Source organism: Paraburkholderia sp. SEWSISQ10-3 4 (genome assembly GCF_030464785.1).
GTDB lineage: Bacteria > Pseudomonadota > Gammaproteobacteria > Burkholderiales > Burkholderiaceae > Paraburkholderia > Paraburkholderia aspalathi.
Genome location: NZ_JALPRI010000015.1, coordinates 130,982 through 143,742, shown reverse-complemented (window position 1 = coordinate 143,742; position 12,761 = coordinate 130,982). Strand labels below are relative to the sequence as shown.

Genomic DNA, 12,761 nt, shown 5'->3' with positions numbered 1-12,761 from the left:
CGCGGGTAGCGCGCTTACGCTGTCGAGAAATGCATTCTAAGGGGAATCAGGCGTGCGGGCTTTCGATCTTCCGTGTGGCTACGACGCGCGTCGCAGGTTCGTGGTTATCCGCGTTCGACGTTCAAGGCGCGCTCGCCATCCGGATGCGTCGATCCTTTCGCGGGACGTCCTGCCCAATGCCCCGCGAGCAGCGAGCCGGACAGGTTATGCCACACCGAAAACAACGCGCCCGGCAACGCCGCGATCGGCGTGAAATACAGCTTGCCGAGTGTTGCCGCGAGTCCCGAGTTCTGCATACCCACTTCGATAGCGAGCGTGCGGCAGACGGCTTCGTCGAAGCCGAGCAGACGGCCGCCCCAATAGCCGCCGAGCAAACCGATACCGTTGTGCAGCACCACGCCCAGCATGACCACGAGGCCCACCGATGCGATGCTCTTCTGCGTGCCGCCCACCACCGCGCCGATGATCAGTACGATTGCGACCATCGAAATCAGCGGCAAGATCGGTTCGATCTTGCGCACCGCCTTGTTGAACAACTGATTGACGATGAGGCCGACCACGATCGGCAGCGCGACGATCTGCAGGATGCTCATCAGCATGCCGTGCACGTCGACGGCAATCGATGCATCCACATAAAGACGCGTGAGCAGCGGCGTCGCGAATACGCCGACCAGCGTCGACAACGCGCTGATCGTCACCGATAGCGCCACGTCGCCGCGCGCCAGATAGATCATCACGTTCGACGCCGTGCCGCTTGCCACGCTGCCTACCAGTACCATGCCGGCGGTCAGATCTGGCGGCATGCGCAGTGCCTTGGCGATGACCCACGCGGCGAGCGGCATCACGAGGTAATGCAGCACGATGCCGGCAACGACCGGCGCGGGTCGTGTGAAGACGCGCTGGAAATCGGCCACCGAGAGCGTGACGCCCATGGCCAGCATGATGATCGTCAGGAGGGTGGTGACGTGCGGCGCAATACCGGTGAACGAGGCGGGCGAGAAGTATGCGGCAATCGAAACGAGCACGGCCCAGAGCGGAAATAAACGGGTGACGCGGGCAAGCATGACGGGTGGTCCTTTGTTATGTTTTGTAGCGAGATTCGGCGGTCGGTCGGGTGGCATGGCGCGAGGCGCGGTGCATGCTCGGGGCGCCGCTCGCGAGGAGCGGCGGATGCTGGCGGCGGGTGTCGGGCCGCCAGGCGGCGCGGGCCTTCGTGAGGCGCGCGCGTGGCATCGCGCGGGTGCGCGCGGTTTTGCCAGAGCGCGCATTTTACCGTTCGCGGCGTGTTTGCCGGGAAACGATGGTTGCGGGCGCAACCATCCGCGACATGCCGGGTTAAGGCCGACCGCAGGCTCACCTCAGGTGACTTCAGGTGACTTCAGGCCGAAGGGGCAGGCGGCGTGCCCGGCATAACCGGCACGCGCCGCAAGCTCAGTTTGTGAAAGCGCAGTGTCATCAGCAGTGCGACGCTCGCGAGGCCGGCTGCGAGTCCCCACCACAAACCGCGCGCACCCAGCCCGAAGTGAAATGCCATCACGTAACCGGTCGGAAAGCCGATGACCCAGTAGCCGAACGTCGCGGCGATCATCGGCACGCGCGTGTCCTTCAGACCGCGCAGGCAACCTGAACCGACCGTCTGCATGCCGTCGACGATCTGAAAGATCGCCGCCACGCCGAGCAGCGAACTCGCCAGCGTGACGGTGGCGGCGTTGGCCGGGTCGTCGAGATGCAGGTACAAGCCGACGATCCAGTGCGGCGCGGCGATCAGCACGATGCCCGACAGCGTCATGAAGCCGACGCCGAGCGCGAGCGCGACGAAGCCCGCGTGGCGCGCGGCGAGCGGCTGTCCTGCGCCGGACCAGTAGCCGACCCGCACATTGGCTGCCTGACCGATCGCGAGCGGCACCATGAAGGCCACCGAGGCGACGTTCAAGGCGATCTGATGCGCGGCCAGTTGCGATTCGCCGAGCAGGCCGACCATCAGGCCGGTGGCGAGGAACAGCGTCGATTCGACGCCATAGGTGATCGCAACCGGCCAGCCGATGCCGAACAGCTCGCCCATCAACGGCACGTTCGGCCGCGTCGCGACGACGAAATGCTTATAGCGTGGCCGCAGATGCAACAGGGCCATCAGCACGAGCGCGCTCAGCCAGACGGTGATCGAGGTGGCCGCCGCCGACCCGAGGAAACCGAGGCGAGGCAGTCCGTAGACGCCGTGAATCAGCCCGTAGTTGAGAAAGCCGTTGACGAACACACTGATGAGCGACACCCACAGGAGCCGCTTGGCCGCGCCGATAGCCGGCAGGAACGAGCGCATCAGGCCGACGCCGATCAGGCTGCCGAGCGAGCCCCAACGCAGCACCGCCGCGTATTCGCCGACGTTGTGCGCGAGCAGCGCGGGTTCGCCGAAGGCCAGCAGGATCGGCGTGGCGAACGACAGCAGGAAGAACGCGGGCACCGACAGCAGCACCGACAGCACAAAGCCGGTCCAGTAGATATGCGGCACGCGGCCTTCGTCCTGCGCGCCGCGCGCATGCGACACGCTGACGCTGACGGAGGTAAGCACGCCCTGCAGCAGCGTCACCACAACGAAGAACAGATTGGCGCCGAGGCCGCCGGCGGCGAGCGCGTCGGGGCCGAGCGAGCCGAGCAGGATCGTGTCGGTGACGCCCATCGCCATTTGCGAAAGTTGCGCGATGGCGAGCGGCGCGGCGAGCCGGGCGGTGTCGGCGGCGTGGCGGGTCAGGGTCGGCGGCCGGGCGGCCACCCGGGTGAAGCCGGATTGAGTCATGGAGCGCTTGGAAGCGGAAGGGGCGACAGCGTGGCGGAGGGCGCAGCCCGGCCGATTCGCGGGGCGTGCGTGCTGCCGGTGAGGCAGCGATGCGGCGAAATGCGCGGGCTCACCGGAGCGTAGGGCGGCTGTCAGCCGATTGTTTGTCTGTCGAAACTGACAGCTTATTGCTTAGGCGCGGGGATGTCGATGGAATGGGCACGATTTTGGTGCGCGCGGTCCCCCGAGTTCTCGGACTCGGCGCGTCAGGCCTCGTGCACCGCGATGCGCGTATCGCCCAGCAGCACGACCTGGCCCGCGCGGATTTTGCAGGTTTTACGCGTTTCGACCCGGCCGTCGACGGTCACCGCGCCGTCCGCGACCATCATTTTTGCCGACCCGCCGCTGTCCGCAAGCCCCGTTATCTTCAGGAGACTGTGCAGTTCGACGTAGTCGCCGGTCAGTGTGAAATCAAGGTTGGGCATGGCGTTTGCGCCTTCAAGCAAAGGGTTCGCATCATAAGCCACAAGCTTGCCCTAATGAATAGTCGGCGTGTAGTCCGTGTACTGCCGGAGCGTTTTCGGGCGATTGCAAGCAGATGTTATGTAGTTGTCAGAAAATGAAACGTTCCGTAACACCGGTCGTCTATTACGAACTTCACTCGTAAAGTGCGGGTCTGTAGGAAAGCTTGCTGGATTTTTCCCGGCAACGAATAGACCGGGCGAGGTGCGCATGGCATGAAGCACACGTCAATGTGCTGCACCGGATACGGCGCTCGCGTCACAACAACCTTAGAGAGGATTTAGCCATGACTCAGATTCGTACGCTCCTGATCGGTACCGCCCTGACTGCTTTTGCTGCCACCGCGGCGTTCGCGCAGACCGCGCAACCGGCCGCCGGTGTGAACGGCCAGGCACAGGTCCAAACCCAAGGCGCCGACGTCGCGCCTGCGGCTCCGGCCGCGCAAGGTGTGCAGCCGGTGACGCCGGCGCCGACGCGTCTGACGGCATCGGGCTCGACCGATCCGCTGGTCCAGAAGCGCGACGCCAACGCGCAGGCTAACGCCGAATACAAGGCGTCGAAGAAGGCATCCAAGGCGGAGTTGGCGCAACAGCAAAAGGCTGCCAAGTCGCAGTACAAGCAGCAGGTGCGCGACGCCAAAATCAACCAGAAGGCTGACAAGCAAACAGCCAACAACGAAATGAAGATGAACATGCAAGGCCAGGCGTCCGATCAGGACAACGGCGCCGACGTGAAGCACTAAGCCTGAGTTGTTCTGATGAACCACAAGGCGCGGCGACAAGCTTAGCCGCTGCCTCAACCAGCCTTGCCGCGGGGCGTCGTCAACGTCTCGCTGTGTCTTGGCAATGAAATGGCCCGGAGCGCGTATGCGTCCGGGCCATTTCTTTTGGGATGCGGTACGGAAAAAAGGGTCGCTTGTCTCCGATACTTGTATGGATATACAGTATGCGTCGCCGCGTCAATTCCACCTCAGACCCGAATCCACTGTGCTCTCCGTCGCTGAATCTTCGCCTCCGTCTGCTTCCGGTACAGATAACGATACCGCCGCCTGGCTGGCCAAGCTCAACCACGCGCAACGCGAAGCCGTCGAATATGGCGCAGACAGCCCTGACGCGCCGCCGGGCGCGCTGCTGGTGATCGCGGGGGCCGGCTCCGGCAAGACCAACACGCTGGCGCACCGGGTCGCCAATCTGGTGGTGAAGGGCGCCGATCCGCGCCGTATTCTGCTGTTGACCTTCTCACGCCGCGCCGCGCTCGAAATGACCCGCCGTGTCACGCGCATCGCCGGAGCGGCGCTCGGTACGCGGGCTGCGCTGGCGCAAGGGCTGACCTGGTCCGGGACCTTCCATAGCGTCGGCGCGCGGCTTTTGCGCGAATACGCGGACCTGATCGGCCTCGCGCCCGCCTTCACGATTAACGACCGCGAGGATTCCGCCGACCTGATGAATCTCGTGCGCCACGAGCTCGGTTTGTCGGCGAAAGAGCGGCGCTTTCCGGCCAAGGGCACCTGCTTTGCAATCTACTCGCGCGTGGTGAATACCGGCGCGTCGCTTGCCGACGTGCTCAACAGCGCCTTTCCCTGGTGCCGCGAGTGGGAAGCCGATTTGCGTATGCTGTTCGCCGCGTACGTCGAAGCCAAGCAGAAGCAGAGCGTGCTCGATTACGACGATTTGCTGCTCTACTGGTCGCATATGGCCGCGGAGCCGGCGATCGCGGCCGATCTGTCGGCGCGCTTCGATCACGTGCTGGTCGACGAGTATCAGGACACCAACCGCCTGCAGGCGTCGATCCTGCTCGCGCTGAAACCCGACGGCCGCGGCCTGACCGTGGTCGGCGACGACGCCCAGTCGATCTATTCGTTTCGCGGCGCGACCGTGCGCAATATTCTCGACTTCCCGGCGCACTTCAATCCGCCCGCGAGGCAGATCACGCTTGAGCGCAATTACCGCTCAACCGGGCCGATTCTGGCGGCGTCGAACGCGGTGATCGAGCTCGCCAGCGAGCGCTATACGAAGAATCTGTGGACCGACAAAGCGTCGGCGCAGCGCCCGCGTCTGGTGACGGTTGCCGACGAAGCGGATCAGGCGCGCTATATCGTCGAACAGGTGCTCGAAGCGCGCGAGCAGGGCATGAAGCTCAAGTCACAGGCGGTGCTGTTTCGCGCCGCGCATCACAGCGCCGCGCTCGAAATCGAACTGACCCGGCGCAACATTCCGTTCGTGAAGTTCGGCGGCCTGAAGTTTCTCGATTCGGTGCACGTCAAGGATGTGCTCGCTGTGCTGCGCTGGGCGGAGAATCCGCGCGACCGTGTTGCGGGTTTTCGCGTCGTGCAATTGCTGCCGGGCATTGGTCCTGCCACCGCTGCGAAGGTGTTGGACGAGGTTGTGGCGCGGGCGCGTGACAGCGATCCGGCCGATTTCACCCACAGCGCCGGTGGCGCGCTGGCCGCCTTTGCTCCGCCCGCTCGCGCGCAGGAGGACTGGCATCCGTTCGTCAAGCTGATGTCGAGCGTGTACGGGAGGCAGACGCCGTGGCCGGGCGAGTTCGAAATGGTGCGGCGCTGGTACGAGCCGCATCTCGAGCGCAACCATGAGGACGCAGCGATCCGTCATGCGGACGTGCTGCAGATGGAAAGCATCGCGGGCACCTATGCGTCGCGCGAACGCTTCCTGACCGAGCTGACGCTCGATCCGCCCGACGCCACCAGTGACGAATCGGGCGTGCCTTTGATCGACGAGGACTACCTGATCCTGTCCACGATCCATTCGGCGAAAGGTCAGGAGTGGCGCAACGTGTTCGTGCTGAATGGCGTCGACGGTTGCATTCCGTCCGATCTCGGCACGGGCAGCGAAGAGGAAATCGACGAGGAACGCCGCCTGTTATACGTAGCGATGACGCGCGCGAAGGAAGACCTGCATATCGTCGTGCCGCAGCGCTTTTACGTGCACAACCAGACGCATATGGGTGACCGTCATGTGTGGGCGTCGCGCACGCGCTTCATTCCGGCGCATCTGATGCCTTTGTTCGACGCCTACGCCTGGCCGCGCGTGCCCGTGCCGAGCGCGCCGACAGCGGCGGGACTGGCCGCGGCGGCGCAGGCGAAGATCGAGATCGGCGCGAAGCTCAGAAAGATGTGGGACTGAACCTGCCTTTACCGCGACTGCCGTTGTTGCTGTTGCGGCGCCGGACGCGGCGGCACAAAGAAATTGCGTAGCCAGGCGGCGAGGCGTGAGAACACGTCATACGGTTCTTCGACGAAGATTTCCGGCTTCAGCAGACGCAGATATTCCATGATCTGCTGCGCTTCCTGTTTCTGGAACGAGCCGTGCGAAATGCCGAGGCGCAGGAGTCCGCGCAGTTCGCCGAGCTTTTCGCGCGCCGTGCTGCCCACGCTTGTTTCGCAGGCCACTTTCGCTTCGTAGACGCGCTGACGCAGCGATTCCACCAGACGCCAGGCCGGCGTCTGCATGACTTCCTCGAGCGCCTGAATGTCCTGCGCGGCGCTCTTGATCTGCGCCGCGAGCGGATCGATCAGCACTGCGTCGCCTTCCGCTTCCTTGACGATGGCCGCCGCCCAGTCGCGGCACTGCTTGGTGAGCTCTTCCGGCGTCCATTCCGAGCGGGCCGCAAAGCCGAAACCGAATTCTCCCGCCTGCCTCATCAGAATCGCGACGACGTCCGGGAATTCCTTGTCCAGTGTGCGTTTTGCCCATGCGTACTGGCCACCCTGCAACATCCGCTGAACCGCGTGTTCGGTTAGCGGCACCATGTTGTCGAGCAGCTTAGCGCGCAAAAAATCCTCAAACGACGGCGTCGCGAACTGCGGATCGAGCTTCAGCGAAACCCGCAGAAAAGCGTCGAAGTCCTTGCGCAGCGTCGCAATGGTCTCGTCTTTGAGCGTGAGGGTGATTTGACCCATGTGTTATCCCGTTTGGTCCTGCCGCGCTGCATTGTCATGTCGGCGGTTCGCGCACTAACCCCGTGAGACGCGACGCCCGTGCTGGCGCGGTTGAATCCTGCCTGTTGCCGCGTAACCAGCGGGACGTATCCCGATGAGCGGACCTCGACTTCATATCGGCGGATTCAGGGAAAACTTAAGGGTGTGGGGGGCGTTGGCGACGGCTTTAGAGGGATGCGTCGCCTGCGAGGGTGGCGCGCGGCGGGCAGCGCCCTGTGGCGAGGCCGCCGCGCTTGGCGTCTATGGGCAACGTGGGCGCCGTTTGCACGGGATGTCGGCCTCGAGCAGTGCTATGAGCTGCGCCTATTTAAGCACAACGCCTTGCCAGACAAAAAAGACTGCCAGGCCGACCGCGATAGTTAGGAGCGGTCGCCGCGTCAGCGCGCTGACGACGATGGCGGCCAGCGCCCCGACCAGTTGCGGATTGCGCCAGGTCAGTTCGGCGTCGGCACCGTGCGGCGAGACCGCCATCGGGACGATGATCGCCGTCAGTACGGTAACGGGCACGAAGCCGAGCGCGGTGCGCACGAGCGGCGGAAACACCAGCCGGTCGCCGAGCACGAAGACCGCGGCGCGGATCACCCACGTAATGGCGGCCATGCCGAGGATCAGAACGACGTAGTTCATCGCGATGCCTCCATGGTTTCCTTCGAGGTTTTCCTCGGGGTGTCCCGGCGGGGGCCCTGTGGGCTTTCACGCGACGCTGCTCGCGAGGATTCGGGATTGCCCCGCGCGCCTCGCCCAAAGCGCGGCGCCGACAGCAGGACACCGATGGCGACGCCCGCGAACACGGCGCCGAGCAGGCCGAGCTTGTACGGCCACGCCTGCCAGAAGAAAGCCAGCGTGCCCGCGGTCGCGGCCGCCGCGATATAGCGCACTGCAACGAGCTGCGGCACGACGATCGCGATGAACGTGGCGACCATCGCGAAATCGAGCCCGAGCGACTGCAGGCCCGGAAAGGCCGCGCCGAACAGCAGGCCGGCGACGGTCCAGAGCTGCCAGTTCAGGTACATGGCCAGACCCGCGCCAAAGAAGTAGTGCGGGCCGACCGTGCCGGGCTCCCGATGCCGGTAATGCTCCCACGCGACCGCGAAGACTTCGTCGGTGAGCAGCGCGCCGAGCGCCCAGCGCCAGCGAGAGGGCAGGTGCGCTACGTGTGGCGCGAGCGTCGCGCTATACAGCACGTGACGCAGGTTGACGACGAGCGTGGTCGCCCAGATCACCGCAAAACTCGCGTGGCCGGCGATCAGGCCCAGCGCGATGAATTGCGCCGAACCGGCGAACACGACGAGCGACATCAACTGTCCGTGCCATAGATGCAACGGGCCGGATGCGACCAGGGTGCCGAAGATCACGCCGAAGGGCGCTGCGCCGACCATCATCGGGATGATGTCGCGCGCGCCGGCGGTGAATTCTTTTAAGTGGCCTGCGCTTGAGGGCTGGCCTAGGTTGGAATGGGTCAATCTTGCCTCCTTGATTCGGGAAGCATAGCGACTGGTGGCAGACGGGGCTTGTACGTTCTTGCGGTGGTCTTGCGGTAGATGGGGGCGAAGCGTGCGTCAGTTGCCTTGCCAGCGCCCCGGCGGCACGCCGAACATGCGGCGGAAATGGCGCGTGAAATGGCTTTGATCCGTGAAACCGCTCGCCGCGGCGACATCCGTTACGGAAACGCCCGCTCGCAATGGCGCGAGCGCGCGCTGCAAGCGCACCTGGTTGCGCCATGCGTGGGGCGGCAATCCGGTGGTCTGCGTGAAAAGGCGCGCGGCGTGGAAGGGCGAGAGTCCTGCTGCCCGTGCGACCTCGGCTAACGTGACAGCTTCGGCGAGGTCGCCGGTCAGGCGCTCCTGCATTGTCGCGACGCGGGCGTCGTCGGCGGCGAGGCGCCACGCTTCCGGCTGCGTTTGCGCGTAGCGGACCAGCAAGGTGGATAGCGCGTCGAGCATCGCGGCCTCGGCGGCGAGCGGATCGTCGCCGGCCTCCAGCAGGCAGTGAGCGCGTGCCAGACGCTGCGCCAGATCGGGATCGCGGATGACGCCCGGCGCGAACCACGGCAATGCTTGCGGCTTGCCGGCAACGTCGTTGGCAAGCTCGTGAATGAAATCCACCGGCGCATACATCACGCGATAGCGCCAGCCCGCCTCGACAGCCTTGGAGCCCGTGTGCAATTCGCCGGGATTGATGATCGGCACGCTGCCTGCTTCGGCGACATAGTCCGAGCCGAGATACCGATAGCCCTCGGCGCCGGCGACGATCACGGGAATCGTGTACGCATCGTGCCAATGCGGCGAGAACTCGTGATCGTGATATTCCGCCGTGAGCAGATCCGCGCCGGGCAAAAGCGGCGTGCGCCAGTAGCGGGCGGAATCCTGGAAACGATGGGCGGTCATGGTGAAAGTCTGGCGATCCTTCGGTCCGGCATGACCGGTCAGTGTAGCGCGCCGCGGCCGTTGCGGTCACGCATGCGTGTACGTTCTTGCGTAGTGAGCGTGGCCGCGGGGCGGCGATTACTTGACAGGAATCGTCGTGCCGGCCGGCATCGGCACGGCGCTCACGCTGTTTTTCGCGCTGCCGCTGACTACACGATCGCTGTACGTCATGTACACCAGCGTGTTGCGCTTCGCGTCGACCACTCGCACCACATGCAGCGATTTGAAAATCAGCGACATGCTGACCGAGAACACATCGGATTGCTGCTTCACGGGGCCGGTGAAATGAATCGCTCCCACTTGCCGGCAAGCGATCGATGCTTCGGTCGGATCTTCGGCGATGCCGAGCGTGCCCTTGACGCCGCCCGTGCGTGCCCGCGAGACATAGCAGGTCACGCCCTGGACGAGCGGATCGTCATAAGCCTCGACGACCACGCGGTCGGAGCCGGTAATGCGGAAGTTGGTATTGACGCTGGCGACTTCTTCGCTGTGAACGAGTGGGATGGAAAGGGCTGTGGCGGCTGCAAGCGCAAGGCGCATCACGGTGGGTTTCATGGGAGGGCCGGGAATGAGTGCTTGGGTTGGGCGCGAGAGATCCGCGCCGATAAAGCACCATCGTATAACGGTGTGGCCGCCAGAGGGTCAGTGCAAATGCGCCAGGTCATGCGCTATCTTCCGGCCGGAGCCGACCACGTCGCCCCTCGATTCAAGCCACCGGATCCGGCATTGAAATAGGGCAGACCAAAAGGCCAGACCAAAACAAAAAGGCCCGCACGAATGCGGGCCTTTCAAATTTTTGGCTCCTCGACCTGGGCTCGAACCAGGGACCTACGGATTAACAGTCCGGCGCTCTACCGACTGAGCTATCGAGGAACAGCAGTACAACTTGATCTACATAAAAAAGCCCGTATTGGTTAACGGGCTTTTGCAATTCTTGGCTCCTCGACCTGGGCTCGAACCAGGGACCTACGGATTAACAGTCCGGCGCTCTACCGACTGAGCTATCGAGGAACAGAACAACAAACAGCAGAGAAGCGAAATTGTAGGAGGTGACTAGGCGCCTGTCAATACCCTGCATTCATCTCGATTTGGTCCGAATGCAACGGCAGGGGCGGGCGCGGCGCCGCTCAGCGTACGAGCAGGGCCAGCTTTTCCTTCACGTCCTTGAATTCGTCGGCTTCCGGCAGCGGCGCTTTGGTCTTGGTGATGCTCGGCCAGTTCTTCGCGAGATCGGCATTCAGCTCGGTGAAGTGCTGCTGGTCGCCCGGCACGTCTTCTTCGGCATAAATGGCGTTCACCGGGCATTCGGCCACGCACACGGCGCAGTCGATGCATTCATCGGGGTCGATCGCGAGGAAGTTGGGACCTTCGCGAAAGCAGTCCACCGGGCACACATCGACGCAGTCGGTATAGCGGCACTTGATGCAGCTTTCGGTCACAACGTGAGTCATTCAGGCAGCTCCTGCATGCGGAATCAGGGGAGGCGAAACGCCAAAAGCGCTATTGTAACGTAACGTCAAGAGCCGCATGCAGCATCGGGCAACGGCTTTTATACGTTTTTGTGATTAGTTTATGGCGTCCGGCGAGCGCCGCCCGCCGACGCGCTGAATCCGGATGCATTCGGGTAACATGCGTCAGGTTGGCGCGCACGGGGCGCGCCGCACGCGCATGGGTTGACGCGGTTGGTCGAGCCAAGCCTTCCGTTTTTCCTGCAGTCCAGTTCGCACCATCATGATTATTACTTCGCTGCTCGACACCGATCTGTACAAGTTCACGATGATGCAAGTGGTGTTGCATCACTTTCCCGCGGCGAATGTCGAGTACCGGTTTCGCTGCCGCACGCCGAATGTCGACCTCGTGCCGTATATCAGCGAGATTCGCGACGAAGTGCGCAAGCTCTGCGATCTGCGCTTCACCGACGACGAGCTCGACTACCTGCGGCGCATGCGCTTCATCAAGGGCGACTTCATCGAGTTTCTCGCCCTGTTCCATCTGAACGAGAAATACATTTCGATTTCCCCCTCGCCGAAGGGCAATGGTGAAATCGACATCGAGATCAAGGGGCCGTGGCTGCACACGATCCTGTTCGAGATCCCGATGCTCGCGATCGTCAACGAAGTCTACTTCCGCAACACCCAGCAGAAGCCTGACTACAGTGAAGGGCGCGGCCGTCTCGTCGAGAAGATCAAGCTGCTCGGCGCCCGCCCGGAATTCGCCGACTGCAAGATTGCCGACTACGGCACGCGCCGCCGCTTCTCGAAGCAATGGCACGAAGAAGTGATTCTCACGCTGAAAGACGGCCTCGGCGAACAATTCGCCGGCACCAGCAATGTCTTTTACGCGATGAAGCACAGCCTCACGCCGCTCGGCACGATGGCGCATGAATACCTGCAGGCGTGTCAGGCGCTCGGTCCGCGGCTGCGCGATTCGCAGATCTTCGGCTTCGAGATGTGGGCGAAGGAGTATCGCGGCGACCTGGGTATCGCACTGTCGGACGTGTACGGCATGGAAGCCTTCCTGCGCGACTTCGACATGTACTTCTGCAAGCTGTTCGACGGCGCGCGCCACGATTCCGGCGACCCGTTCGACTGGGGCGAGCGCTTGCTCAAGCACTACGAGGCGAACCGCTGCGACCCGCGCACGAAGATCCTCGTGTTCTCCGACGCACTCGACATTCCGAAGGTGCTGCAACTGTACGAGCGTTTCCGCGGCCGCTGCAAGCTGGCATTCGGCGTAGGAACGAATCTGACAAACGACCTGGGCTACAACCCCTTGCAGATCGTCATCAAGATGGTTCGCTGCAACGGTCAGCCGGTGGCGAAGCTGTCGGATTCGCCGGGCAAGAACATGTGCGACGACAAGGCCTATCTCGCGTATCTGCGTCAGGTGTTTGGCATTGCGCAACCCGAGGAAGACGCGGCGAAGTAAGGTGGCGTCTGCGCGGCGCGTGTGCGACTCATGTGTCGATGTCTTGTGCCGATATTTTGCTGGGATCTCGCAGAGATCGTGCTCGCCGCGTGGCCGATACGCTGCCTTAGGCCGTTCGGCCAGGGTGTTCGCGCGCAGGGTGGCCGGTATAATTCCC

11 protein-coding genes, 2 tRNA genes and 1 pseudogene are annotated in these 12,761 nt (G+C 63.5%); 3 read left to right on the top strand and 11 right to left on the bottom strand.

Features of this window, described 5'->3' with window-relative positions; all coding sequences use genetic code 11:
• Positions 1-104: 104 nt before the first annotated feature.
• The 3 genes from M0D68_RS24920 to M0D68_RS24910 all read right to left on the bottom strand — a co-directional run bounded on the left by M0D68_RS24920 (position 105) and on the right by M0D68_RS24910 (position 3,255).
• Complete coding sequence (locus M0D68_RS24920; RefSeq protein ID WP_200621408.1) at positions 105-1,064, bottom strand: bile acid:sodium symporter family protein; 960 nt, start codon at positions 1,062-1,064, stop codon at positions 105-107.
• Positions 1,065-1,378: 314 nt separating this feature from the next.
• The gene (locus tag M0D68_RS24915; protein ID WP_093640550.1) at positions 1,379-2,791 is read right to left on the bottom strand and encodes an MATE family efflux transporter; all 1,413 of its coding nucleotides are present in this window, start codon (positions 2,789-2,791) and stop codon (positions 1,379-1,381) included.
• Between the two features lie 245 nt (positions 2,792-3,036).
• Positions 3,037-3,255, bottom strand: a complete 219-nt coding sequence (locus M0D68_RS24910; RefSeq protein ID WP_200621409.1) for an RNA-binding S4 domain-containing protein — start codon at positions 3,253-3,255, stop codon at positions 3,037-3,039.
• A gap of 323 nt (positions 3,256-3,578) precedes the next feature.
• Between M0D68_RS24910 and M0D68_RS24905 the strand changes: the two genes are divergently transcribed.
• A complete protein-coding gene (locus tag M0D68_RS24905; protein WP_200621410.1) occupies positions 3,579-4,034 on the top strand; it encodes a hypothetical protein in 456 nt (151 codons plus the stop codon).
• A 190-nt stretch (positions 4,035-4,224) separates the two neighbouring features.
• A complete protein-coding gene (locus tag M0D68_RS24900; protein WP_200618358.1) occupies positions 4,225-6,435 on the top strand; it encodes an ATP-dependent helicase in 2,211 nt (736 codons plus the stop codon).
• Positions 6,436-6,443: 8 nt separating this feature from the next.
• Here the strand turns inward: M0D68_RS24900 and M0D68_RS24895 are convergent, their stop codons facing one another.
• The 8 genes and pseudogenes from M0D68_RS24895 to fdxA form a co-directional block, all read right to left on the bottom strand.
• Positions 6,444-7,211 carry a DUF4088 family protein gene (locus M0D68_RS24895; RefSeq protein WP_093640544.1) on the bottom strand — a complete coding sequence of 256 codons (768 nt, stop codon included), beginning with the start codon at positions 7,209-7,211 and terminating at the stop codon, positions 6,444-6,446.
• Between the two features lie 342 nt (positions 7,212-7,553).
• Positions 7,554-7,877, bottom strand: a complete 324-nt coding sequence (locus M0D68_RS24890; protein WP_200618359.1) for an AzlD domain-containing protein — start codon at positions 7,875-7,877, stop codon at positions 7,554-7,556.
• Positions 7,878-7,999: 122 nt separating this feature from the next.
• Positions 8,000-8,713 (bottom strand): annotated as a pseudogene (locus tag M0D68_RS24885) (AzlC family ABC transporter permease); the annotation flags it as partial.
• Positions 8,714-8,809: 96 nt separating this feature from the next.
• A complete protein-coding gene (locus M0D68_RS24880) occupies positions 8,810-9,637 on the bottom strand; it encodes an AraC family transcriptional regulator (protein ID WP_093640538.1) in 828 nt (275 codons plus the stop codon).
• A 117-nt stretch (positions 9,638-9,754) separates the two neighbouring features.
• Positions 9,755-10,231 carry a CreA family protein gene (locus M0D68_RS24875; protein ID WP_093640536.1) on the bottom strand — a complete coding sequence of 159 codons (477 nt, stop codon included), beginning with the start codon at positions 10,229-10,231 and terminating at the stop codon, positions 9,755-9,757.
• Positions 10,232-10,473: 242 nt separating this feature from the next.
• A tRNA-Asn gene (locus tag M0D68_RS24870) sits at positions 10,474-10,549 on the bottom strand.
• 62 nt (positions 10,550-10,611) lie between these two features.
• Positions 10,612-10,687: transfer RNA gene (locus M0D68_RS24865), tRNA-Asn, on the bottom strand.
• Between the two features lie 116 nt (positions 10,688-10,803).
• Positions 10,804-11,127 carry a ferredoxin FdxA gene (gene fdxA / locus M0D68_RS24860; protein WP_054036179.1) on the bottom strand — a complete coding sequence of 108 codons (324 nt, stop codon included), beginning with the start codon at positions 11,125-11,127 and terminating at the stop codon, positions 10,804-10,806.
• Between the two features lie 280 nt (positions 11,128-11,407).
• On the opposite strand from fdxA, the gene pncB reads away from it, so the two are divergent.
• A complete protein-coding gene (pncB, locus tag M0D68_RS24855) occupies positions 11,408-12,604 on the top strand; it encodes a nicotinate phosphoribosyltransferase (protein ID WP_093640533.1) in 1,197 nt (398 codons plus the stop codon).
• Positions 12,605-12,761: the final 157 nt, after the last annotated feature.

Excerpts from the sequence above, each read along its gene's own strand:
- M0D68_RS24920 (WP_200621408.1), bottom strand. The coding sequence starts at position 1,064 with ATGCTTGCCCGCGTCACCCGTTTATTTCCGCTCTGGGCCGTGCTCGTT.
- M0D68_RS24915 (WP_093640550.1), bottom strand. The coding sequence starts at position 2,791 with ATGACTCAATCCGGCTTCACCCGGGTGGCCGCCCGGCCGCCGACCCTG.
- M0D68_RS24910 (WP_200621409.1), bottom strand. The coding sequence starts at position 3,255 with ATGCCCAACCTTGATTTCACACTGACCGGCGACTACGTCGAACTGCAC.
- M0D68_RS24905 (WP_200621410.1), top strand. The coding sequence starts at position 3,579 with ATGACTCAGATTCGTACGCTCCTGATCGGTACCGCCCTGACTGCTTTT.
- M0D68_RS24900 (WP_200618358.1), top strand. The coding sequence starts at position 4,225 with ATGGATATACAGTATGCGTCGCCGCGTCAATTCCACCTCAGACCCGAA.
- M0D68_RS24895 (WP_093640544.1), bottom strand. The coding sequence starts at position 7,211 with ATGGGTCAAATCACCCTCACGCTCAAAGACGAGACCATTGCGACGCTG.
- M0D68_RS24890 (WP_200618359.1), bottom strand. The coding sequence starts at position 7,877 with ATGAACTACGTCGTTCTGATCCTCGGCATGGCCGCCATTACGTGGGTG.
- M0D68_RS24880 (WP_093640538.1), bottom strand. The coding sequence starts at position 9,637 with ATGACCGCCCATCGTTTCCAGGATTCCGCCCGCTACTGGCGCACGCCG.
- M0D68_RS24875 (WP_093640536.1), bottom strand. The coding sequence starts at position 10,231 with ATGAAACCCACCGTGATGCGCCTTGCGCTTGCAGCCGCCACAGCCCTT.
- fdxA (WP_054036179.1), bottom strand. The coding sequence starts at position 11,127 with ATGACTCACGTTGTGACCGAAAGCTGCATCAAGTGCCGCTATACCGAC.
- pncB (WP_093640533.1), top strand. The coding sequence starts at position 11,408 with ATGATTATTACTTCGCTGCTCGACACCGATCTGTACAAGTTCACGATG.